Consider the following 23580-nt stretch of genomic DNA (forward strand, 5'->3'; position numbering starts at 1 on the left):
AAAATAGATCTGCTTCAGTCTAGGCCAATCGGTGCAGAATAGTCGGCGCTGCACCAAACTTAGCGTCAGAGCCAAATTTGCAAGCCATTTGACACCTTAGATCAGCTAGATAGTCATTTGGGGCGGCATCAAAACCGCGAATTGAGCGAAGTCTTGCCCGTTCACGACGAGCTTTCGTCGAAACGTCAGTTTTCAATGAAGATCGCAACTTCTGATTTATGGTCGAACCTGCCGTGAGAATAGCTCCGACACGAAGCCATTCGTAGACCAACTCGGTCATACGGTGTTGGGTTTGCGACACCGGCGCCGACACGCTCGCTGGAGCGACAGAACACGCCAGAGCCTGCCGGCAGCCGTTCTTCAAGGAAAATCAGAAGCCAAGCGCGCTTTGAATGCCGATGGCACGGCCGTTGCAGGAGGCGACGATAGTCAGCGAAGGCGCGACGCGCATTCAGACAGGATGGGAAAACCATGCTCGCAGCGTCTCTAAAACGGACCCTGTACAGAGTACCGAGCGTGCGACAGGTACCGTACTCGCCCAATAGGGCGATCCATTGATCGGATGGGACGACGATCAGGCAAAGCGCGCGCCGCGAACTAGAGAGTTGAAATGACTGCACCCCTCGCCGTATCGCCGCGGCGCCAAATGTCCGATGTAGACGCAATGATCGCTGACCTCCGGTCGTGCGAACACCCGCACGATGTGGAAGTGTGCGGTATGCTGTTGCACATTCTCCCTGGCGTTCTGTCGCCACGCCTGAGTCACGCTCCCGACGCCTTGATATCGAAGTGGCACATCCAATCTGGAGCGACAATATTGGATCTAGGATGCGGATCAGGCGTGCTGGGGCTGGCGGCACTCCGCGCTGGGGCGGAACGCCTGGTGGCTCTCGACATTAATCCGCAAGCCGTTCTCACCACAAAGACAAACATCGAGCGGTTAGGCTATTCCGATCACGCAGAAGTGCGCCTCAGTGACATTTATTCTGCGCTACGGCCTAAAGAAAAGTTCGACCTTATTCTGTTTGCCGCCCCGTACTGGAACCGAAAAGCAAAGGACGACCTGGAGCGTTCTTGCTTTGACGAAGGTCACAGCGCCATGGCCGCAGCTCTCGGCGGAGCGCATAATTGGCTCAAGTCTGATGGCCTAATGTATGTCGTCTTTTCTGATCAGGGAGATATTGGGCGCGTCCTGAACGTGATCGATGACAGTAAGCTGCGCGTTAGAAACATGCATGTTTTCCGACCATCGATTGAAGGGGGGCACATTCGTATCATCTGGGAGCTCACGGTTCGGTGAAGCCTCTTCTGCCGTCACTCAAGGGAGGCCGGTCGATCGGATTGAATAACCTCATGACAACCCGGCAGTTGTCGAACCGCCCCGAGATCAATCTCGGTGATTGCAGCCCTTGCACGCTGCGCAAGCGGTGAAGACGCCATCGCGGTCCGCTGAGATCACGCGTCGGTTTGTTCAAGCTCGGCGATACGCTTGCAGCGCGGCGACTTGGCGGCGCAGCTTCCATATCTCGACGCCGGCCCAATAGGCGCCGCGCTGGGCGATTTCCTTGCGAACGTCGTCCCTTCCGCGATCTCGCGGCGGATGACGCTGTCAAAGGCTTCGATGATCAGGTCTCGCACAAGTTATTACCACCTTTTAGGAGCACTCCGGGGCCATCAGATGCCGGCTTTGCCGGCCGCGTTGCTCAAATGCGTAGAGCGCTCTACGATCGTCAGCTGGACCTTCGGCAAACTGCCGGCGCGCAAGATGGCTTCGCATCTTGCTCGAACGCTTTGATGCTCGGTGTGCATGTGCATCGAGTAGATTTCCTCAAGCCCAAGGAAGACGTCTTCAACCGCTCCGGAGCCGCGTGCATTTTCGAGATCCTTTTCGACCCGCGCCAAAATCATCAACTCTTTGGCGCAAGCTCTGTCCGCCTTCTGTTTTGTTACCGCTTTCACTGTCGTATTCTCCGTGGATCTTTCTGAGATCGAGATAGTTGTGCGGAGCCAGAAATTAGCAACGACAGGCGCTCCCTCGCGCCTTTAGGCTTGCGCCACTGGACATACGCGCGAGGACTCCCGACTTTTGGGAAAAACTATTACGCCTGCCGTACGAGGTTTTATGGACCTCATCGCGACAATAGGAAATGCCATTCGGCCATGTCAACGTTTAAGTTGTATTGTTTTGTATAACACGTATTTAGTCATTAGTTATATCGACACACAAAAGATGCACCGTGTTTGAATCGCGCGATGAAGCGCAGAATCAAACCGAATTCGCAGATGTGGACGGAAAGCGAAGCTGCTCAACTGCTGCGTTGCTCGAGGAGCCACGTGAGACATCTGCGGTTCACTCGTCAGCTCGGGTGTTATCCGGGCCGTTCCGGCCTCTCACAAGCCGATCTGGAAATACACGTCGCGGCAGTGAAGATCATCAGAGTTTGAATGCCCGGAACAGCCAAGGGGTACGCCGTCGTACCCGCTGACACGCGGCCGCGCGTGCTGCAGACGCGGGGTGCACTGATCTCACGGCAGACGAACAGCAGCGATTGTCCGAGCTAAGCCGCCGACCCCAGCTCAAGCAAGTCAGGCAGCGGGAGCGGTTCGAGCGGATAACGGCCGTGCGACGACCTTTTTGCGCACGACATAGCCTCGATGCGCCGAAATCCGCGATGCCGATCAGATAGTATGCTGAGCCCACGGGGCTCACCAACCGATCGAGGTCGCATTAACGCGCAATGACAGAGTTGCGCCTGCCTAGATTAGCTTTTTGCATCGGCTGTCGCCGGGCTGGCGTTGCTCGCCGGTACTGCCGTGCCAGACGCCTCTAGCTGCAATCGGCGGGATGCACTCGGCACGGCGCGGGTGCTCGCTGTCGATGCGGCGCTCTTTCCCGCGCGTGGGGCTGAAGAACTTTCTAGAGACGCTTCCTCTGGCGGACTATGAAGTCGTCCTCACCTTCGATGACGGACCGCGGTCACCGAACACGGATAAGGTGCTGGCTGCGCTCGCACAGGAATGCGTGCGAGCCACGTTCTTTCTGGTCGGCCGGTCCTCGGCGGAATTTCCCGAACTCGTGCCGCGTATGGCCGCCCAGGGGCACACTGCAGCGCACCACAGCTGGTCGCATCCGATGATGTCGAAAATCTCGTTCGAGCAGGCGAAAGAGGACATCGAGCGCGGTATCGCCGCGGTCGAAATGGGGCTCAACGGTGTGTCCACCAAAATGCCCTCGACACCGTTCTTCCGGTTCCCCTACTTCGACGCGACACCTGCGACGCTCGATCTCTTGCAGGCGCGCGGAATTGTCGTATTCGGAGCTGACCTTTGGGCGAGCGATTGGGAGAACATAACTCCAGAGCAGGAGCTCACAATCCTGATCGAGCGGCTCAGGCCGCTGGTAGGGGCATCTGCTGCATGATGCCCTGCGCTACCTGCATCAGAACGGGTATCGGATCGTGCATCTGGTGCCGGCTGCCGCCAAGAGCGCTGAAGCCCCCTTGACGTCTTGGCACCACGCCTCCCGCAGTGAAGGCGCGCGAGAAGTGTCGGAGATCACCTCTTGGGGGCAGAGACGGCTACGGGCGACCTCGTGGCCTGATCGGGTTGATTTGCGAAGCCTCAACGTGACGAAGCTGTTCCTGCGGGACGGCGATCATGCCGCCCTGGACGCCCTTGCGCCAAAGCGAAACAAGAGCTGCCCCACTTCGGCGGCTGGCCTGGCGCCGCTGAACAAGAATCCTTGTACCTCGTTGCAACCCTCGGCCCGAAGCCAATCGAGCTGCTCCGTGGTCTCCACCCCTTCCGCTGTCGTCGTGATCTTGAGGCTCCGGCCGAGGCCCGAGATCGCCCGCACGATGGCCCCGCAATCGGAGCGTTTCGCCAGATCCTTGACAAAGGAGCGATCAATCTTGATCTTGTCGAAGGGAAAGCTGCGCAAGTAGCTGAGGCTCGAATAGCCCGTTCCAAAGTCATCCAGCGATATGGAGACGCCGAGCTCGCGGAGCTGGTGCAGGATCGCAAGATTTGGCTCCGTCTCCGCCAGAAACACCGATTCGGTGATTTCAAGCTCAAGCCGCTTCGGGGCCAAGCCGGAATTCGCCAGCGCTGAAATCACCACCTGAACCAGATTGCGGCTACGGAATTGCACTGGCGACAGGTTGACCGCGACCTTGATCTCCAAGGGCCACTTTACCGCCTCGTTACAGGCTTCGCGCAGCACCCATTCTCCGAGGGGGCCGATCAGCCCGATTTCCTCCGCGAGGGGAATGAATTCGGCCGGCGAGATCATGCCCTTCCCTGGATGCGGCCAGCGCAGAAGCGCTTCAAAACCTGAGATCTTGTCGCTCGCGATCTCGACCAGCGGCTGATAGTACAGCTCGAACTCGTTGCTGGCAAAGGCGCGGCGCAAATCAAGCTCCATCTCGCGCCGTCGCTGCACCTGCTGATCCATCTCCCGCTCGAAAAAGCGATGCGTTCCGCGGCCATCCTCTTTGGCGCGATAGAGCGCGATATCGGCGTTACGCATCAACTCGGCGCTGCTCGCGCCGTCGCCTGGTGACAGCGCGATTCCGACCGAGGCACCGATAATGACCTCGTTATCGTCAATCTCGTATGGCGCACTCAATGTTCTGATCAGGTCGCCTGCGAATTGGCTCACATGCGCCGGCGAAGTATCATCCGTGAGAATGATCGAAAATTCGTCGCCGCCGAGCCGTGCCGCCAGATTGTTGCCGGCCACCCTGGACCGCAGCCGGTCGGCCACTTGCTCGAGCAGGTGATCGCCGATCAGGTGGCCGAACGAATCGTTGACGTTCTTGAAGAGGTCGAGGTCGATACACAGCACCGCGACGCGGTTGCCGGCTGCATTGGCGCTTTCGAGTGCCTCTCCGAGCCACCTCTGGTGGAGTGCGCGGTTGGCGAGGTTGGTCAACCCGTCGTGAAGTGCCATATGGGCGATGCGGGCCTCGGCCTTGCGCCGTTCGGTGATGTCGACCACCACAACCAGATAGCCCTCGCGTCCCTCGATCATGAGGCGCCGCCCAAAGGTCAGCGCAGAAATCTCAGTGCCATCAGCCCTGACATGGCGCCAGGGATGTTCGGACTGAGAGATGTCGCCCGCTTCTCGCAGCGTCCGCGTATAGCTGACCCGCTCGTCGTCTGGCCAGATCTCCTGAACCTTCATTCGCAGGAACGTCTCGCGAGCATAGCCATAGTGCTGCACTGCCGCGTCATTAACCCTCACGAAGTCCATTGTCTCGGCATCTAACGCCCACATAGGCATCGGATTGCTGTCGAACAGCAACCTGAACGAGGCATCCCGGCGCTTGAACGACGTAACGTCGGAAATGACCACGGACACGATGTCTCCGAAGACACTGAGGCGCAAGCGCAGGCTCTGATCACCGTATTCGAGCTCGAACTGGTCACCGAATTCATTCGCGACCGCGGCGCCCAACCGCTCCATCACCTCTTCCGAACAAAGCGGATGGTCTGAATTGCCGAGCCGCTGCCACAACAAGCTGCCCTCTTCCACACCGAGGAGCCTTGCGGCTGCCTGATTGTGGTGCACAACTTGAAAATCAAATGGCCTGCCTGCGGAATCGCGAACGGTTGAGAGCGCAATAACGCCGTCGTCGGTCTTGCAAAAGATTGCATCGATCAAATTGTATTCTGTAGCGCGCTCGTTGACATAGACGCCGACCAGCGTACCGGCCCAACGCGATAAGGTCGGCAGCGCCAGCACGTCGTAGGTCCGTACCATGCCGGCTTGCACGCAATGAGCGGTTGCGAGATAGGGATGGTTGTTTGCAATCGCATTCGAGGCCGCCCCGGTGAGGGCTGTCGCGCAGTCTGGACGCAACGCATCAAGCGGAATGTCCCAGCGGGCATCGCCCAACCAGTTCTGCACATAACGGCCAGTGCCCGAAACAGTAAACGCGCCATTGTCACACCTGAGCAGCACAAGATGATCGGCAAGCCGCCCGAGGCTCCCCAGCAGCACATTTTCGTAGCGGGGAAGCGTTTCGCCGGGCTCGAGCGCAGCTTGCCACTTGCGCCGCAGGATCGGCATGTCATTGAGCAGCCTGGTATCTGATTCCACGGATTGCCTGTTAGCAGCACTCATCAAACGCCCACTGACCTAAGCTTCCTGCCGGGCGGCATAAAATCCAGCTTGGCTTAATTAGCTCTTAAAAGACGCGACGGTCGCGCTCTAGCCCTGCTGATCGATGGCCTTGCCTGGAACATCAGGCCCGATCGTCTTTCGCGCCTCACAACGCAGAAACTCTGCGACGATAAGGCACAATTCGACGAAAATCGTTTGCCAGTGCCACGATGACGACGAGAAGCTTCGTAGCTGATGATTTGAGCGTCACGCATTCTACGAAGGAGCGGCGTCAGTTTCGCTCGAAATTTTTTATCGGATGTCCGATTTGTGCGACCACAATGTTGATTGTGTGTGAAAGGCCGCCCCAGGGAGATGCGCGCTAACTAAGCGCATGTTAAAGAAATGTGACGGTTGCCAGCGCGAGGAGGCCACGCATGAAAAAGAACGATTTGACGTGCTCGGAATGCGGTGCTGGCTTTCGCCGTCTTGAGCTTACGTCTAAACGCGGCATCCCCTGCTTGCGGCACACTGATCGAGGAGCTCGGAGCGGCTCACCTCGTGCTTTATCGCTTGACTGTACAGCCTTCCACCAAAGCGATCCGCAGTCAATAACGCGTCTGTCGCCCTGGCCTGGTTAAGGAGCCTGAGTGGGGTCGCTCACGGCGATGCTTGAGATGTTGCGGGAATGCGAGACGGCTTTACCGTTCACGGATTTAGATCGTCGTTTCGAGACTGGACCGACGGAGACAACCTTGCATCCTGACGCTATTGCCGAAATGGCGCTCGCGCACACCATTAGAAACAAGGCTGAGCGAGCATACCGACGCGGTGACGCATTCGACCGCCGCCGTGATCTAATGCAGCAATGGTGCAACTATTTGTTGGGCGACCCACAGGCTTATCGAGAAAAATGAGCGCGCTTGATCGTTTGATCACCGCAAGCATCATCAGCATCTAAGCCCGGCCATCGCGCCGGGCCTTCTTTTGGTGAGTGAACGTTCCGCCGATCGGACGGAGCCATCAATCTGTGGAAAGCCTTGGATACTTTCGTGCAAAAACGTGCATCTGTGCAGTGCCCGTTTTCAACGCCTTGCGCGCGCGCCGCAACGAGGTGAACGGTGTTGCCCATCAGAAGCCGCCACTAAGGATCGAGAGCTATGTCCCTCCACCTTCTGCGCGCCATGCCGGTGCGTTCAATTGCCCTGGCTGCCTACGCCAACACGGTGCCGTCGCTTCTCACGCCTGCTCAAGTCTGTGAACGGCTCTCAATCGGTGATGCTACGCTGCGCCGATACGCGCAGAACAACCCGACTTTTTTCGCGAAAGGCGAAACTTCGGCCGCGCCGCGTTGCATACGTTGCCACCGACATCGAAAAAGTACATCGAAGCGATGAAAGAGCCAGTTCCGGTGTAGTAGCGGCGACCGCAGTTCTGATAATGTCTTAACAGACACCGAACCTATACAATTGGCACGAATCAGATGCCTCTACCGTAGCCACCATCAATTCAATGAAGGCAGAAGGAAAAGAGAATGTTCGGCAAGAATTTGGATACGTTTATTAATCCGCGCCACGTCGTTAGGGTTAGGCGTGCCAACAAAAACGAACACGGGGCTGAGCAATCGACGGTGCATCTGATGGACGGCACCGCCGAGACCGTCACTGGTGACATCTTTGAAGTTGCTGATGAGTTCGCTCAACTCATTCCGGCCTTTCCGGGATTTGAATACATCTACGCGGCCGAAGACAACGGCGTGTTGGTTGAACTAGGACGCGAACCAATTATCGCATGGCGCTGCAACGGAACGGATGAACCAACGCCGATCACCGCAAGCGGAATTGAGAGAAGTCTCAATCCCGGTGTTATCCTCGACCCGAAGGGCAACGTCATTCGACAAGGCATCCAAACATTCGATAGCGTCGAAAATTGGCTGAACGCCATGAACGACGATCGAAAGTCAGTTTAGCAATCATCATCGCAAATCATATAGTGCATCACAGGTAACCTCGCTGCTCTCGACCGTACGATCGAAAACCGCAATGTCGGCGGACCGAGTCCCGTGCCGCCAATGGCATGCAGACCGATCTGCCCGCCGGCCCAAGCCGACTAAGCTTGCGCCCAACGCAGCCGTGCGCACTTATGTGGAGGAGAGACTTGCCCGCAGTGTTGTAGCCCCGAGCGGAGCTTGTATTGCTGGCCCCACAGTTCGGTGGAACGGCCGCCGGCAGGGCCGGCGAAAGGATCGACGATGGGCCAAGGCATGGAGTCCCGAGCAGATTGCCCGACGCTTGCCGATCGACTTCCCGGACGACAAGACGATGCGCATCAGCCACGAAGCCACGCTCGAAACTCTTCCGCGTCACCGGACCAACCTTCAGCCCAAAGCCACCATTGGATTCCACATCCAGGTCGTTAGAGAAGGTGTTTGCGATTACAAGTGCGCGGATCTCTTGCACACCGAGCAACCTTTCGTGTACCGGCCGGAGCCATCCCATCCGAATCCATGTGGGCGACCGTGCGCGCGTCCTTGTGGGTCCCTCTTGAGCGTCATCGCAGATAATGCGGCCATTTACGTGCCAGGTTTCCAGCAGGACCGTTTCGAATCCTGCTCCTTTCAGTCCCGCATGCAACCATTGCGACAGCGGCCTAGCCTTTAGTTGGCTGCTCCAGTGCAAAGCCGCGCGCCCCAAACAATTCAACTGAGGCGTCGGGGTTCGCTCACGACCTTCGTCTCCCTCAGGATTTTACCCTCGGCATCCACAAAGGACATGCTCGACAGCTCCAACGACATGTCGATGTCGGCATAGTTCTCCACAGCTGTCCTCCGTCTGGAGATTGTTGGGGTCGACACAAGTAATTCCTTAACGCGCCGCGCTGTTGCGTTCGTTAACCTCGGTAAGCACTGCGCCACCTATCGCGAGCGGCACTATTGGGACCAGAGCCCCAACCGGAATGAACGCGCACCTCCCTCTCGTTCTTCACCTACCGGTATTTATAGTCCCCGCCTTGAGCGCTGCTTGATAGCATAGACGGCGTGATTGATCGCAGATTGATGAATTCGTCCCCATTGGGGCACCCTTTGGGTCTTCGTCGCCCTCAATCGCGCAGGAGCCATCCCGCAATCAGTCGGATTCGATTCTACTCCCCGCCCGGCTTCCATCCGGGCGATAAACCCCGCCCTCCTTTGTTGAGTTCTCCGCTCGAGGATCGTTATGAATGAACGGGTGACATGGCAGCTCTATAACGGCGCCGCTCTGGACTACGACGAGTACAGGCCAAGGTATCCTCACGCAATCTTTGATATCCTCACGGACTATCATTCGGCACTTGCGCCACTGCGGTCAGCCGTAGACGTCGGCGCGGGGACGGGAATTTTCAGCAGACAGCTAATGGCGTCAGTTCCGAGCATTGAGCGCCTAACCTGTATTGAGCCAAACTGCGATATGGCCGCCGTCGCCAAGGAGCGATCCGCGACGTTCCGTGGCCTCGACGTCCTCGCCGGGTTTGCTGAGATGCTCCCGCTCCCAAATCATTCATGTGAACTTGTGACCGCAGCAACGGCGGCTAACTGGTTCGATCGGCCTCTATTCTACCAAGAGGCTGCACGGGTGCTGAAGCCTTCCGGAACACTGCTGCTCCTACAGAACAAGCATCGGCACGAGGAAAGCGCATTTCTCGATGATTTCGCCAGCCTTCAAGAGCGCTACATCCCTGGATTTCGCAGAGACCACTACTCCGATTTCTGGGGCGGCTATGGGAAAGCTGATTTCGAAGCGGAACTCAGTTCGAGGCACGATCTGGTGGCTGTGAAGCGCTACAAGCTCGAATGGCGCCAGAGGACGAGCGCAGAGCAGTTTCGCGGCTACTGTCAATCAGGACATATAAAGACGGCGATCGCTAGGTCTGGCGCCGCAACGATCGCCAAGGAGCTCGACGCCCTTCTAGACCGGCACCAGGACGCGTCAGGTTATGTAACCGTTGACTGGCTGACCGATCTCGTTTTGAGCAGAGCCCCACCTCGGCGGCAATAGCTGCGGAAGCGCTAACTTCCCTTATCCGAATTGCCAAAAGTGCCCGGGTGATCGAGGTTTGGCTCACATCCAGGCTCGATGCCCGTCGCGCCGGACTCTTATGTGAGCGGCAGCAGCTGCGTGCGATAGGAGCAGATGCTCGTCGACCGATCTTAAGGAAAGTGTGTCCGGCTCGCGCTACCGGCGCTGGAATGGGCCTTGGCTGTCTGCGACACCGCCTCGCACGTATAGAAGGAGGCGCCTCACGATTGTGTTCGTCGCCTCCGTCAGGACCAGTTGGCAGCCGATCAAGCCGGCTATGAGCTTCCACTATGAGCTTCCGTGGCATTGATCTTTTCCTCGCGGAATCGCGAACATACGGATAGCGGCTGCTCCGCATGGCCCGGATGATGACCCGCCAAGTCAACGCAACCGAGAGCCGTCCTTCGCGTAGAAAACGGAAGGGCACGTTATCGGCTCGAGGCTGAGGTGGACTCGATACCGGACCAGCCCCAACTTGTCGATTGCTCGAGAGCCGTTTCAATTGTCGCCCCAAGCGGCTGGCAACTGGGCAGAAGCACGAATATACGCCTCATCAAAAATGTGAATCATTTCGGCCAAAGTTATAACGCACCACGCTCCAACTGCATTGTCGAATATCCCAAAGGTCATGACCGCCCGGGGACAGCTTCCACTCCGTGTGTCCTCCACTTGACCATGCTCAGATTGGCTCCGGAGGATACCTTGGACGGTCCGGCTACCTGCAGAGTGATCTCGCTCCGCAGTCGCACGGGTACCCCTCGCAATAGGTCCCTAAACAGTCAGCGTCATCGCATCTTACAGGCAATCACATCGAATTATCCGATGCCTGTCATCCTTCAGTTGCGGTCGCGATGCCAAACACAGCGCGCAACGGCTCTAACCGCGTCTGAGGGATTCTATGCGCGTCAAGATGAACAACGATGGACAAAATGATCAGACAAGACCGCCATACTCGGCATCAGGACATGCGTTCCGCTTTCGATCCATTCGAAAAGCGGAGCTAGCAGTTGCATGTACCCTGGCAGCCAATCTTATTAGCGGAACTGCGCTGGCACAAACGAGCAGTACGCTCAATCACAAACGAGACGCCCCGAGCGGGATCGCCAAGAGAAAAGTTCAAAAGAAGATGATCCAATTTGGCGGTGATACTGCTGAAAAACGAACAGTGCGTCCTGACGCTCGCCCCGCCAAAGCTATCACGCCCCAGCCCAACCCATTCGCAAAGTTCGAAAACCTTCGCATAAAGGGATTGGAGGTCAACTTACCTGGTCCAGCCGATACGTTGGTTCAGGACAAAGGAGGCATCAGATCCGCGCTGGCAGACCTTGGGATCGGATATATTGCTTGGACGCAAAATACCTACGTTAACAACCTTCTGCCGAATGCAGCCAAGAGCACGATCGCCAACCAACTATATAGCGGACAGAATCCGACATTCTACACTCTAAATTACATGATGGTGACCTATGATCTCAGCCGGTATGGGATCCCCGACGGTCAGATCATTGTAGGAACCGAGCAGCAAGCTTGGACATGGCAGCCCGGAGGTCCGGATAGATGGGGAATCAACACGATTGCCTACTACCAAACCTTTTTTGATCGGAAGCTCGAGCTCAAAGTCGGCTACCTCATGAACTCATATGAGTTAGCCGGCACGGTGGTCGGAGGGAATCCCGGAGCGAACGTCTTCGGCCCGTCGTCGAATGTGCTTTATCAAGGAGGAATGAACTTCGCGCCGGCGCCGACACCTACTCTCAACCTAACCTACCATTTCGATGACCGGCTGTATAACAAGGTATCATTCCAACGCTCTACTAGTCCAGACGGGGTGCTTGCGCATATAACCGCAAATTCAACGGGCTTGGACTGGAGTACTGCGAACGCGGGGATTCTGTTGCTTGACGAGAGCGGGTATCGCAACAGCGCGGCTCCCGGTTTACCCGAGACGTGGTTGCGAGCGGGTGTTGGCTTCAACAACAGCCACTACACGAACTTGGCGTATCCAACTCAACCGAGAGCTGACGAGAATAGCCTCTATTACGTCGCTGCGGACAGGCAACTCTGGCAGAGCCATGTCCCTGACGCCGCATCGCGTGGCATCTATGGGGGGTTTTCAGTTATGGGGGCTCCGCCTGATCTCAACAAGGTTACTCAGTATTATGAGGTCCGGCTTTACGCGAAGGGACTCTTTGATAGCCGGCCCAGTGATCAAATCTCGCTTGTTGCTACCGACACGGTTTGGAGCAAATTTGCAGTAGATGCTGCGGCGGCTAAAGGAAATCTCGTTCATCGGGACGCGAAAGCAATCTCCGGAACATATACCGCGCATCTTGGCCCCGGAATATACGCGAGCTTGGGGCTGACATATATCGATCATCCGACAAGCATCACATATACACCCCAAATCGGCCATGCCCTGAATTTCTCAGCGTCTACATCGATATTCTTCTAGCGGACTCGCCCTTGTTATACGTGGTGAAGGCCCGTTGATAAGCTGAAATCGTAGACCCCCGGGAGAACTGGGGCGCGCCGACATCCAAATGATGCGTACGAAGTTAATCTCAGCGTAAGCGAGGGCGACGCCCAAGGCGTCCCCTCGCAGTTGATTGGTTTGCTCGACGCCCTGATCCTGGCTTACAGAGCCCCAACGAGCGGCTCCCCCAGCGGGTATTTGCGACCTTTCTCGAAACGAGCTGAACTCCTGCAATGCTAGGCGGGCAATCGACCCGGCTAGCCGCGGCTCGGCCGCTCTCGCGATGCACCAGACTGTGCCAAGCGCGGACGTGTCCCGTGTTCACTTTCCCCCTCGCGTTCGGCCGCGAAAATAATTCGCCATTGTTTCCGCCGACAATCGTAACTCGATGATCATCACGCAAGAGCACGCCATGTTCACATGTTGCGCGCTCCTCATATGATTTTTCGATGCATGTCATTTGCATGTCGCTATCCACCTCTTGAATTCCTTCGCGAGCGAACGCGTTCGAGAGGTCGAGGAATTGATCGTTGTGATGAGATTTGGAGACAACGGCAACACGCCGTTGATAGCCGACCGATCGGAAAGGCCCCAGCCTGGCGCCTGCTCCTTGATTTCACTGGTGGTCGGCGCAAATGCCGCAGAAACACATTCCGCGGGGCGAGCGGCCGGTTCAAGACGCTTGCTCGCTCTATTCTATCGATTGGAGACTTAACGATGAGACGTCTGCTTGCGGTGGCTTTGTTCTTGGTGCTTTCGATTGTTGTCGCCAGACCGAGCATGGTTTATGCGCTTGAACTGCGGGTGAGCTATTCGCCGGCCAATTTTTCCGCGATGTACAATGCAATCGCGGCTGAATTCACGAAAGCGTACCCGGAGATAACAATCAAGTTCGACGCGGCAAAGAGCTACGACGAACTATTGCAAAGTACCTTGCGCGCGCAATTTATTAACGACGCTCCCGACGTTTCGCACCAGGGTCTAAATTATATACGGCTCCTGGCCGATCGTGGCCTTGCCGTACCGCTCGACCGCTTTGTCTCGACGGAACCGGAGTGGATTCAGCAGGGTGTTGCTGACGCCATCCGAAACATCGGGTCGCCCGGTGACAAAGCTTATGCCGTCCCTTGTTCGCTGACGACGCCAGTGTTGTTCTACAATAATGCCCTTCTCGCCCGCGCTGGCGCTGACCCTGCCAAGCTCCCCACGACCTGGGACGGCGTTTTCGATTTGGCAAAGAAGATCTCAAAGCTGGAGCCGAACGTCAGCGGGTTCTACATGGAGTATAATGCGAATGGCGCGTGGGGCTTTGAAACACTGCTTTTTGCGCATGGCGGCAGGATGATGACAAAGGACGAGGACGATATCGCCTTCGACCAGCGGCAAGGGCTTGCCGCTATGGCAACCGTAGCGCGCGCTGCAGATTCTGGTATGATAGACTTATCGCGTGACAACGCCCGTCAGTCCTTTGTCGGCGGCAAGATTGGCATCTACTTGACGTCCAGCAGCCTTCTTACGGACTTCGAACGTCAAATCGGTCAGCATTTCATGCTTACGATGACGCCGATCCCCTTGGCTCAAGACGGCAAGACCTTGGCCGCCGGCAACGGAATGATGATGCTAACCAAAGACCCCGCTCGGCAGGAAGCGGCCTGGAAATACATTAAGTTCGCCGCAAGCCCGCGGGCGCAGGCGATCATGGCGGCAATGACCGGGTATACGCCAATCAACACGGCCGCGCTGGCGGATCCACAGCTACAGAAGGTTTATCGGGAAAAGCCGAACTACATCGTTCCGCTGCGGCAACTCAGCAATCTGGTGGCTTGGTATGCATTTCCTGGCGAGAACAGCACGAAGGCCGCGGCGATGATCGTGGACAAAATGCAACTGGTATTGGGCAGCAAACTCTCGGCGCAAGCGGCGCTCGACGACGCCGCCAAGGAGGCGCGCAAGCTCATTCTGAAGAAGTGATGGACGTGTACAGGCGCAGCTCTCGCCGCGGTTGTACCTTGATCTTTTGTGGACGGCGTGTACCAGCACGCCGCAGTCCTTCGTTTGGCGCCCCGTAACCTCGGCGCCCGGCTTGGTGTGAGGAGACGAGCGCCTCGTCCCTGCCGCCCCAATACGATCGAAGGATCGTCAATCATGTTTGAATTGCGTCGGCATAATTAGCGGGCCCGACTGCGATCGGACTGGTCGAGCGACCAGCTTCGGGGGCCAGCTCGTACCGGCGGGCTCGCTTGAACGACACGTTGTGAGGAGAGTGGGGACTATCAGAAATGCGTATGAATGCAGTAAGTGAGCGCTTGGGAACGGCTGAAGGCTGTCATTCTACTTCGTTGGTGGTGCCGGTTGATTGCAGAAGATGGCCGAGACTTCGGCCTGCAGGAATGCGATTTCGCTGGCGAGATTTGTCAGATGACGTGCTGTTGCTTTGGCGCCGCGCTCACCAACGAAGAAGAAATGACCGCCTGATACAGTACGCGTGAGACGGCGTGGCAAATCTAACATGAGCGACCGCAATTGCTCCCAAACCTGAGGACGGATAGCGGAAAGGTCGGGGCATCCGCTAACGTAGCGCTCGAAGACGTGCTGTGCGTTCAGGAAGCCCCAGGTAAGTGAATCGGTTAGCGCGTGACGTGCATCAGAAGGCCGCGTCGGCGCAATTACTCCCGTCAGCGGATGGGAGCCAAAATCGAAAGTGCCGAGTTCGTCCGTCACTTCGGCAACCGAAACGACCGCGCTGCGCGATCTCAGGAATTGCGGCTCTCCGCGCAGCAGAAGCGGCGTATTTATGCGATAGTCGCGTTGATAGACATCTTCGGGGATGACCACGCGGTCGTTGTCAGCCGAAAGGGCAGCAAGTTCAGCACACCAATTTGCGTGCCGCGTTGGTAGACCGGGCTCATCGGCCGAGAGATCCCACAAGCCCGCCTCCGTTACCGGCTCGCCTCTCTCGAAGACGGGCACCAGGCCGGGAAACGGAGCGCTCGCAGCGAGCGAGATAAAGCCGATCGGCGGCAAACCGCCTCGGGAGAGCCCTCGACAGACTGAGCGAGCAACCCGCCCCGCCATGCTCCAGCCGGCCACAACGACGCGCCGCGGCGCCGGACAGGTCGCTAAAAGGTCGAGGGTGATCGCGGTCACCGATGCCCCCCAGTCGCTCACGGTCATCTCGGGATAGGGGTGGGGAAAGGTGGGATGATCACTGGGATAGGAGATTGCGAGAAGCCCCCATCCGACCTTTCGCAGCCAAAAGTCGAGGAAGTCCCGTGCATCCGCGCCCGGGTGGCCATATGCGACCCGGGCCAGATGGCCACCGCCAGGCAAGAAAACGACGGTTGGGTTAGTGCCGGTCGGCGGGCGCCAAAACACAACCGCAGGAAACGTGCCGCCATTCATAAACAGCTCGTTCGAAAATAGCGCGGCCGCCGATCTCGGGGCGGGCTCTGAAATTGTCGGCGAACAGGCAACCACCCCAATTCTCCAATGATGGCGCGACTTGTGGTCCGGAAAACGGCCCGCCAGTTTTGGGGGTCTAGGACCGAAGGTATGCTCGCCTTCGCGGGCATGGATGAAACGCTACAGGCCGGATGGCACCGCTCACCTTCACTCTGCCGCGACTCTTTTTGCTGCCACTAGGCTCTCGCGCCCCATCAGGGCGCCGACGCATACGGAATCGGTGGCTCGCCCTCGGTCGTGATGTGCCATAGGACACGCCGTTCTCGAGAGTCGAACGCCTCACGTCTATGAAGCGTGTAACTGTTATCGAAAACGAAGAGATCATCGACACCTATCACATCGCCCCATGTATCGTCATAGGCTTCGACGTATGTCCATAGCAGGTCAGAGAGCTTCTCACTCTCTTTGCTCGTCAAGCCTTCGATAAGGCACTGTCGTTGGCGCGGGAGATACAAGGATGGTCTTCCACTATGGGGATTGAGGCGCACGAGCGGAAAGCTGGGCCCAATATGCCGACGATCGGCACCCGCGGGGAGTGCTGCAATTTGCTCGGCATATTCAGGAGCGAAGTTATACTGCGAATAATGGATGCAACTCAGTCGGCTCAGATAGGATGTCAAGCAGTGAGGCAGGCGATCATGGACATCGCAGAGGTTCATGAAAAATGTCTTCGGTGGATTTGCCTTGGGTGACTCGCGTCCGTACAAGAACGTTAACTTGACCGGCTGTGGCAGATAGGTGCCATCGGTGTGCCAGTAATTCTCGGAAGAACCACCGTCACCGATCGGGCGGCCATCGTCATTCGCTACGTTCGAGACGACCTTGATTTCAGGATGGCCAGGCAAATGCGCGCTACTTGACGCTGCGGCGCGCTTTAGGGTCTTTGTATGACCGAAGGCTGAAGCAAGTCTGACGAACTCGCTTGGTGACAGGTGCTGGGCACGAAAGCGAAGCACAAGGTGCGTTTCAAGCGCTTCGCGCAGCGCACCGACAACGGCGGCGTCTTTTGATTCCGCCAATCTGCGGAGATCAACGTTGGCGACATCCGCGCCGATTGCAGAAGAAAGCTTTGTTATTGTGAGCATCGGAGTTCCTTTTCACACTTTGTCCATTCAGCGCTTGCCGGGGCAATGCCTGTGCACGCGACGAGAGGAGAATTTCGATCCCCTCGTTCGCTATTGTTTGACGGCGCCTCCGGTCAGTCCCTCGACAAACCAACGTTGGGCTGCGAGGAAGGCGATGGTGAGCGGCAGCACCACAAGAGTGGATGCGGCCATCAGAGGACCGTAGTCGCTGCCGGCCTCCTCGTTCTTGAAGACCAGAATACCCAGCGGCGGCGGCATCAGGGACAGATCACGTACGGCGATCAGTGGCCAGAACAGGTCATTCCAGTGCCCGACCACCGAGAAGATTGCAAAGGCGATGAGGGCCGGTAGTGCCATTGGCACCATGACCTTCCAGACGATAGCGAACTCAGAGAGACCGTCGAGACGGGCAGCGTGCACGACATCATCCGGAATGGTCTTGAAAAACTGCCGTAACAGAAAGATGCCGAAGGGTGAGACGACATAAGGAAGGATCAACGCGCTGTAAGTGTTGAGGATGGCGAGCTTGTACCCAAGGATGAATAGCGGCAGCGAAAGCACTTGGTGCGGGAGGATCAGACCAGCAAGCACCAGGCCGAAAATTAGGTCGCGACCGAAGAATCGCAATTTTGCAAGCGCGTAGGCGCAAGGAGCGCAGAGGAGAATTTGCAGAGCCAGTATCAGACCGCATACCATCAGGCCGTTGCCCATGTAGCGGAGAAGCGGCGCTTCAGTCAGGGCTTTCTTATAGTTTTCGATGCCGTAGAATTGCACGGGCCAAAAGGAGAAGGACGCGTGGAATATCTCGCCCGGCGCCTTGATCGAGAGCGAGATCATCCACAGGAAGGGGACAAGTATCAACGCTCCTGTCACGAGTAACACGACATGGCGAAGGATACCGGCAAGCAACGACAAGCGGTTGACGGAAGTGGCCGCGCTCATTGGTAATGCACCTTCCTATCCATGACGAGGGCATTGATGAGCGTGAGAGTTCCGACCATGGCAAGAAAGATGACGGCGAGAGCGGCGCCATATCCGGTGCGCAGATACTCAAAACTCTCTCGATAGAGCGTGTAGAGCAGTACTTCGGAGGCATTCCCAGGGCCGCCCTGCGTCAGTACCTTCACCGCGTCGAAGCATTCCAAGGCCCTCAGTGCCACAACAATGACAACGAACATTGAGACCGGCCCGAGCAAGGGCAGAATGACGGTGCGGAGCCGGTCGATCCATAAGTCGGCACCATCGACATCGGCTGCATCGTAGAGATCTCGCGGGATGCTTTTGAGGCCCGCGAGAAACAGCACGATCGCATAGCCGAGATTTTGCCAGATCCCGATAACGCCCAACACCGGAAGGACGGTATTTTCATTGCGCAGCCAATTGGCGGTCGAAAGGCCCACGGCGGCGAATATCTGGTTCACGAGGCCTATCGTGGGATGCAGCAGCGCCTCCCAGACAATGGCCATAGCCGTGACCGTTGCCATAAAGGGCAGGAAATGGATGGCACGATAGAACGAGCGGCAGGATTTTCCGCTTTCGATCAGAAGTGCAACAGTAAGGCCGCCAAGCAGCGTACCCGGCACGACGATCAGGACATAGACAGCGGTGTTGGCGAGGGAGGCCCTAAAGGTGGCATCCGCGAACGCCTCGCGGTAGTTGGCGAGGCCGACGAAGGAGAAAGAGCCCGCCCCGAGCTGCCAGTCGGTGAGCGCAATGAAAAACACCCCAATCACCGGCAACAAGAACAGCACCAGCAGAAAGAAGACCGCCGGGCCAGCCAGCCCGTATCCTGCGAATGCCACCACAAACGCTTGCCGACGAGCTGGTGAGACCGCAAGGAATGACGCTCCACGCCGCGTTAATGACCGATGACAAGCGGTGGAAAAAGCACGAGGCTCACTCATCCCGCGGCCTCGCGGAGCGGGGCGACGTATCTGCGAACAGGATCCGCTTCCCGCCGTAAGCGTCGTCCATCCCGCGTAAACAGAAGAATGTGAGCCGGTCTCGCGCCGACGTGCAAGGTCTGGCCGGGCGCGATTTGCGGTGCCCGCTCGGCCAGCAGCCTTGCGATCAAGGGCTGATCGATTCCGGCAAGATCGAGATGTACGAAGAGATCTGATCCCATGTGCTCGACCATTCGCACTGAACCTGTCAGCACTCCCTGGCCCGCGTGCTCTGCGAGATAAAGAGCCTCCGGACGAATGCCGAGCGAGAGCGGCGTGCCTGCCAGGGCATCGGCTTCGATCGGGATCGTCGAACCGGCCACGTCGATTAGGCCGCGTTCGCGCATCACACCATCAAGCAAGTTGATCTTGGGTGAGCCGATGAATTCCGCGACGCGGCGATTGTCTGGATCGGAATAGATGCTTTGCGGTGGAGCAACCTGCAACAACTCACCGTCGAGCATCACCGCCACGCGGTCCGAAAGGGTCATCGCCTCGGCTTGGTCATGCGTAACATAGATGAAGGTGACGCCGAGCCGCTGGTGCAGTTCCTTGATCTCGGCGCGCAGCTGCACGCGCAGCTTGGCATCGAGATTGGATAGGGGCTCGTCCATTAGGAAAACAGCTGGATGGCGCACCATCGCCCGACCAACCGCGACACGCTGGCGCTGGCCGCCCGAGAGTTGCCCCGGTTTGCGCGACAATAGTTGGCCGATCCCTAGGGACTTAGCCGTGCGGGAGACCTCCACCCCAATGTCCGCGGCGATCTGCGTCGTTCTTGGCAGAAGGCGGCCGAGAAGGGGGAGCCTCTGTAAGGCAGAGAGCCGACGCATCCGCAGCGGCAGCGCGATGTTCGAGGCAACACTCATATGGGGATAGAGTGCATAGGACTGGAACACCATTGCGATATCCCGCCGCTTTGGCCGCACTCCGTCCACGACGCGCTCGCCGATCGAGACGGAGCCAGCGTCCTGCACCTCAAGTCCGGCCAGGATCCGGAGCAGCGTCGACTTACCACAGCCAGATGGTCCCAACAGCGTCAGGAATTCACCATCGGCTATCGACAGCGAGACGCTGCGCAGGACGGGCGTCAGACCGTAGGTCTTGGTGATACTTTCGATCAAAACCGATGCCATCGCATCACTTTCTTCTGGCATGAACTTTTTACGCAAGCTGCGGATCTTCAAGACCCATCGTGCTACAGCTAGATGACATGTATCGAATAAGTAGATGGTCGTTCCTGCAATATGCGATAACGGCGTACTGCGGAGCTACGCAGTGTGGCCCTAACCGGTTCCCCGAGGTCGCTTGAGAACGGACCAGCCGCGTCGAGCAGTCTTGGCGCTGCTTTCTTAAAGGGCGCGCCGCTCAATTTGGTCGTGAGCCGGAAATGCGATTCGAGTCCTGTTGATCAGTTCGATTTTGAAAGAGAATTCACGCGTCTGCGCGGCGCCCAATGCGTAAAGCGCCGAGCAAATTGCTCCGCTGGTGAGGCGTAGCCGCGAAACGCGCCGTCGCCACGCAAGGCATCGCAACTTGCGATCATTTCATTCAACAAACACGAATGTCCATTTTGTTCGCAACTTTGCCAACGAGTAGAAGCGGTCAACAATTCTGCGTCAAACTTCAGGTGCTCCTATTGTCTGTCGTTTCAGAACGGCTCAAGGCTTGTCAGTTTCTCGTAGGCCGAAGCCATGACGGTGCGAGCCGCCGAGCTACACGAACACGGCGCGGCCGTGGTCACACTCGTTCAAGGCGGAACCGATTTCGAAACCTCACCTGATGCCCGGAAGGCAGGCACCTGCGCAATCCGCGACGGCCGACGAAATGCACCTCGCTCGTCGGAAGCAGGCAGCTGCGCGGGGCAGTCCACGGGACTTCAGTCGCGGTCGCGGGCTCAATTGAGTATCGATCAGACCAGTCTTTTGCAGCGCAAAGCAGGTCTTCAACGCGATCTTTGCAAGGCTCGATATCGAGGCAACGGCGTTCGGACGCCGACGCAATCACTGGCTGGTCAGTTCTGTATGCCGCAGGACTTTGACTCTGGTCAATGCCATCAATCACGCGCGAAGTTGGACCTTTTCCCACAGGAGCTCGATCGCGCAATATGGAGCCATCGAGGCGCTGTCTGGCGTGCGGAGTCACCTGAGGCAAGTCGCGGGCGTTTCCGCAAGCACCGCGAACTCGTGGCCGCTGAGCTGAACCAGGAAGGACCATTGTGCCCGTTACCGCGCGCATTCTGCGCGTTTTCATCCTGCCCCGGTTTGATCGGCAGGAACGTTGGCCGGCAAGGTGACAGAGACTGCAGCCATGTTCGCCTTGTATCTTCTCGATGCGTTTGGGTCCTTGCAGTGCCCCCCGGCGGCCTTCCTGGCATCGCCCGACATTCGCATCTCCCATGCTTCCTCGCTTGAGGATCTCACCCGGGCCTGCGATTGGATCATCGCCGCTTGCGCCCCTCTTTGAAAGGCTTCACATGTCCCCTACCAAACGCCTGCGCGCTCGAATGGCCGAAAGCGGTCTTGTCCACATTATGGCGGCTCACAGTCCGCTTTCAGCGATCCTCGCGGAGGAAGCCGGCTTCGATGGGCTGTGGGCCTCCGGCTTCGAACTTTCCGCGCTTTATGGCTTGGCTGACATGAGCCTGATCTCGATGGCACAGCATCTGGATATGCTGCGAGCAATCGCCGGCCGCACGACGATACCGATCGTGGCCGACATCGACACGGGCTATGGCAATGCGATCAATGTCATGCATGCGATTGGCGAGTATGAAAGGGCCGGCGCCAGCGCCATCGTCATCGAGGACAAGACATTCCCCAAGGTGACGAGCCTTGCTGCGGACGGCCGCCAGCAACTGCTGCGCGTCGAGGAATTCCAGGGCAAGATCGAGGCTGCTCTCGCCACAAGACGAGATCCAAATTTGCTGGTGATCGCGAGAACCGAAGCGCTCATCGCTGGCCTTGGCGAAGCTGAAGCCTTAGACCGCGCGCAAGCATATGTGAAGGCTGGTGCCGACATGATCCTGATCCATTCAAAGAAGAAAGATCCTGCCGAGATCGAAAGCTTTTCCCGCGCCTGGACCGGTTCAGTGCCGCTGGCCCTTGTGCCAAATGCTTATCCGGATCTGGATGCCCGTCGGGTCAAGGAGTTGGGTAACGTCCAGATGATGATCTATGGCAATTATGGCATCCGGGCCTCAAGCACGGCGTTGAGGGACACCTTCCGCCGCATCATCGCTGATGGCGGCGTCCAGAACGTCCACAAGGATATTGTACCGGTCGAGGAAATCTTCAGACTCCAGAGAATGGACGAAGTTAAGGCAGCTGAAACGCGCTTTCTGCGCTGAAGGCCACCTCTAACCTCGCCTGAACGGTTGTCGCTGCAATCTCGATAGCTTGCGCCGACTCATTCATCGGGGCTGCAACTCTGTTTCGTTAAATGGAGGACCATCGGCTCCCTCTCAGTCAGCATCTTTGCCTTTGGCTCGAGCCCGTTCGCGCAAGTGGGACAGCGGAATCGAACGGCTGCCGAGCCAGCGGAACGACTGAGCTCCGGTCAACGCCGGAAAACATGCGCCGCCGCACATTGATACGGTCGACATACCGGCGCCGGTACGGCCGGCCCCAGTGGCGTCGGGGGAACAACGATTCGGTGAGACACATCGAACAATTCGATCAAAACCGCCAATTTAGCGACCTTTTTATTTCGGTTATAGCCAGTGGTTTGATGACCATCGAAATGGCTGCTTTCGCGCATGAGAGCTCGTGCGCTTGTGGCTTACAATGTGCGCCGGATCCGCGTCGAGCGCGGTATTCCGCAAGAGCAATTGGCCTATGATGCAGGTGTTGACCGCTCCTACATGAGCGGTCTTGAGCGCCAACAGGCAAATCCGACAATCGATCTTCTCGATCGCCTGGCCGAGACGCTCGGCGTTGCTGTCTCGGAGCTGTTTGTTCGGCCATCCAAGGGGGCGCCGCAGCCCGCGACCCTACCTAAAGGTCGCAAGCCGAAGTCGGCACGTCGAAAAAGGACATAGCCCCCGTTACAGCGCCGAGCTGTTGACGCAGATCTTCTGCTATACTGGACCAGCATCAATCGCTCCATGTGGAGTTTATGCGCAGCCGACCCTTTATACGCGGGAATCCCCCTATGGACATCGAGTAATGTGATGGATGTTCATTCTGACGTCGGAGCAGTGGCGGCTCAAAACGACGAAGTTCCTTTAAACGCCATCCGCGCTTTTGTGACCGTTGCCCGCGAAGGCAGCGTCGCGCGCGCCGCCACCACTTTGGGAACAACACAGAGTTCAGTCAGCCGCTATTTGTCCGTACTGCGGGACTATCTGGGTGCGACCTGATCGAGCGGCGTGGACAGCGCAGTGATTTAACCGAGTTTGGGAGGTTATTTGCAAACGCAGTCTCCGAATCGCTCGAAGCGGTCGGCTTCACCGCGA

General features: G+C 57.6%; 15 protein-coding genes and 3 pseudogenes. 11 read left to right on the plus strand and 7 right to left on the minus strand.

The features are described from left to right. The first annotated feature begins 610 nt into the window (after positions 1-610). Positions 611-1300 (plus strand): methyltransferase, encoded by a 690-nt coding sequence (locus tag LRP30_RS31440; RefSeq protein ID WP_249757310.1) that lies wholly within the window; start codon positions 611-613, stop codon positions 1298-1300. 374 nt (positions 1301-1674) lie between these two features. On the opposite strand, the gene LRP30_RS31445 is transcribed toward LRP30_RS31440, so the two are convergent. Next, entirely contained in the window at positions 1675-1959 is a 285-nt protein-coding gene (locus tag LRP30_RS31445; RefSeq protein ID WP_249757311.1) for a hypothetical protein, read from the minus strand. Positions 1960-2790: 831 nt separating this feature from the next. On the opposite strand from LRP30_RS31445, the pseudogene LRP30_RS31450 reads away from it, so the two are divergent. Then, positions 2791-3482, plus strand: a pseudogene (locus LRP30_RS31450) (polysaccharide deacetylase family protein); the annotation flags it as partial. A 173-nt stretch (positions 3483-3655) separates the two neighbouring features. Here LRP30_RS31450 and LRP30_RS31455 read toward each other — a convergent pair. After that, positions 3656-6127, minus strand: a complete 2472-nt coding sequence (locus LRP30_RS31455; RefSeq protein ID WP_249757312.1) for an EAL domain-containing protein — start codon at positions 6125-6127, stop codon at positions 3656-3658. Between the two features lie 679 nt (positions 6128-6806). Between LRP30_RS31455 and LRP30_RS31460 the strand changes: the two are divergent. The 6 genes and pseudogenes from LRP30_RS31460 to LRP30_RS31485 form a co-directional block, all read left to right on the plus strand. Next, a pseudogene (locus LRP30_RS31460) lies at positions 6807-7023 on the plus strand (site-specific integrase); the annotation flags it as partial. Between the two features lie 617 nt (positions 7024-7640). Next, the gene (locus LRP30_RS31465) at positions 7641-8075 is read left to right on the plus strand and encodes a hypothetical protein (RefSeq protein ID WP_249757313.1); all 435 of its coding nucleotides are present in this window, start codon (positions 7641-7643) and stop codon (positions 8073-8075) included. Positions 8076-8175: 100 nt separating this feature from the next. After that, a pseudogene (locus LRP30_RS31470) lies at positions 8176-8448 on the plus strand (IS30 family transposase); the annotation flags it as partial. Between the two features lie 873 nt (positions 8449-9321). After that, positions 9322-10140 carry a class I SAM-dependent methyltransferase gene (locus LRP30_RS31475; protein ID WP_249757314.1) on the plus strand — a complete coding sequence of 273 codons (819 nt, stop codon included), beginning with the start codon at positions 9322-9324 and terminating at the stop codon, positions 10138-10140. A gap of 919 nt (positions 10141-11059) precedes the next feature. Beyond that, complete coding sequence (locus tag LRP30_RS31480; RefSeq protein WP_249757315.1) at positions 11060-12613, plus strand: carbohydrate porin; 1554 nt, start codon at positions 11060-11062, stop codon at positions 12611-12613. A gap of 738 nt (positions 12614-13351) precedes the next feature. After that, positions 13352-14605, plus strand: a complete 1254-nt coding sequence (locus tag LRP30_RS31485) for an extracellular solute-binding protein (protein WP_249757316.1) — start codon at positions 13352-13354, stop codon at positions 14603-14605. A 360-nt stretch (positions 14606-14965) separates the two neighbouring features. Here LRP30_RS31485 and LRP30_RS31490 read toward each other — a convergent pair whose 3' ends face one another. From LRP30_RS31490 to LRP30_RS31510, 5 genes are all read right to left on the minus strand, one after another. Beyond that, the gene (locus tag LRP30_RS31490) at positions 14966-16036 is read right to left on the minus strand and encodes a hypothetical protein (RefSeq protein WP_249757317.1); all 1071 of its coding nucleotides are present in this window, start codon (positions 16034-16036) and stop codon (positions 14966-14968) included. A gap of 254 nt (positions 16037-16290) precedes the next feature. Further along, positions 16291-17181, minus strand: a complete 891-nt coding sequence (locus LRP30_RS31495; RefSeq protein WP_249757318.1) for a TauD/TfdA family dioxygenase — start codon at positions 17179-17181, stop codon at positions 16291-16293. A gap of 90 nt (positions 17182-17271) precedes the next feature. Further along, the gene (locus LRP30_RS31500; RefSeq protein WP_249757319.1) at positions 17272-18123 is read right to left on the minus strand and encodes a carbohydrate ABC transporter permease; all 852 of its coding nucleotides are present in this window, start codon (positions 18121-18123) and stop codon (positions 17272-17274) included. Next, a complete protein-coding gene (locus LRP30_RS31505) occupies positions 18120-18986 on the minus strand; it encodes a sugar ABC transporter permease (protein ID WP_249757320.1) in 867 nt (288 codons plus the stop codon). The genes LRP30_RS31500 and LRP30_RS31505 overlap by 4 nt, the downstream gene beginning before the upstream one ends. Before the next feature lie 95 nt (positions 18987-19081). Continuing rightward, complete coding sequence (locus LRP30_RS31510) at positions 19082-20311, minus strand: ABC transporter ATP-binding protein (protein ID WP_346016185.1); 1230 nt, start codon at positions 20309-20311, stop codon at positions 19082-19084. 1289 nt (positions 20312-21600) lie between these two features. Between LRP30_RS31510 and LRP30_RS31515 the strand changes: the two genes are divergently transcribed. The 3 genes from LRP30_RS31515 (at position 21601) to LRP30_RS31525 (ending at position 23484) form a co-directional block, all read left to right on the plus strand. Continuing rightward, positions 21601-22473, plus strand: coding sequence for an isocitrate lyase/phosphoenolpyruvate mutase family protein (locus tag LRP30_RS31515; protein WP_249757321.1), 873 nt, complete (start codon positions 21601-21603; stop codon positions 22471-22473). Between the two features lie 408 nt (positions 22474-22881). Then, a complete protein-coding gene (locus LRP30_RS31520) occupies positions 22882-23163 on the plus strand; it encodes a helix-turn-helix transcriptional regulator (RefSeq protein WP_249757322.1) in 282 nt (93 codons plus the stop codon). A 132-nt stretch (positions 23164-23295) separates the two neighbouring features. Then, entirely contained in the window at positions 23296-23484 is a 189-nt protein-coding gene (locus tag LRP30_RS31525; RefSeq protein ID WP_249757323.1) for a LysR family transcriptional regulator, read from the plus strand. The last annotated feature ends 96 nt before the right edge of the window (positions 23485-23580 follow it).

Source organism: Bradyrhizobium sp. C-145 (genome assembly GCF_023375135.1).
Classification (GTDB): domain Bacteria; phylum Pseudomonadota; class Alphaproteobacteria; order Rhizobiales; family Xanthobacteraceae; genus Bradyrhizobium; species Bradyrhizobium zhanjiangense.

Bases quoted from the DNA above. Each gene is read 5' to 3' on its own strand.
- LRP30_RS31485 (WP_249757316.1), top strand. From the start codon at position 13,352: ATGAGACGTCTGCTTGCGGTGGCTTTGTTCTTGGTGCTTTCGATTGTT.
- LRP30_RS31490 (WP_249757317.1), bottom strand. From the start codon at position 16,036: ATGAATGGCGGCACGTTTCCTGCGGTTGTGTTTTGGCGCCCGCCGACC.
- LRP30_RS31440 (WP_249757310.1), top strand. From the start codon at position 611: ATGACTGCACCCCTCGCCGTATCGCCGCGGCGCCAAATGTCCGATGTA.
- LRP30_RS31455 (WP_249757312.1), bottom strand. From the start codon at position 6,127: ATGAGTGCTGCTAACAGGCAATCCGTGGAATCAGATACCAGGCTGCTC.
- LRP30_RS31475 (WP_249757314.1), top strand. From the start codon at position 9,322: ATGAATGAACGGGTGACATGGCAGCTCTATAACGGCGCCGCTCTGGAC.
- LRP30_RS31465 (WP_249757313.1), top strand. From the start codon at position 7,641: ATGTTCGGCAAGAATTTGGATACGTTTATTAATCCGCGCCACGTCGTT.
- LRP30_RS31495 (WP_249757318.1), bottom strand. From the start codon at position 17,181: ATGCTCACAATAACAAAGCTTTCTTCTGCAATCGGCGCGGATGTCGCC.
- LRP30_RS31500 (WP_249757319.1), bottom strand. From the start codon at position 18,123: ATGAGCGCGGCCACTTCCGTCAACCGCTTGTCGTTGCTTGCCGGTATC.
- LRP30_RS31515 (WP_249757321.1), top strand. From the start codon at position 21,601: ATGTCCCCTACCAAACGCCTGCGCGCTCGAATGGCCGAAAGCGGTCTT.
- LRP30_RS31525 (WP_249757323.1), top strand. From the start codon at position 23,296: ATGGATGTTCATTCTGACGTCGGAGCAGTGGCGGCTCAAAACGACGAA.
- LRP30_RS31520 (WP_249757322.1), top strand. From the start codon at position 22,882: ATGAGAGCTCGTGCGCTTGTGGCTTACAATGTGCGCCGGATCCGCGTC.
- LRP30_RS31480 (WP_249757315.1), top strand. From the start codon at position 11,060: ATGCGCGTCAAGATGAACAACGATGGACAAAATGATCAGACAAGACCG.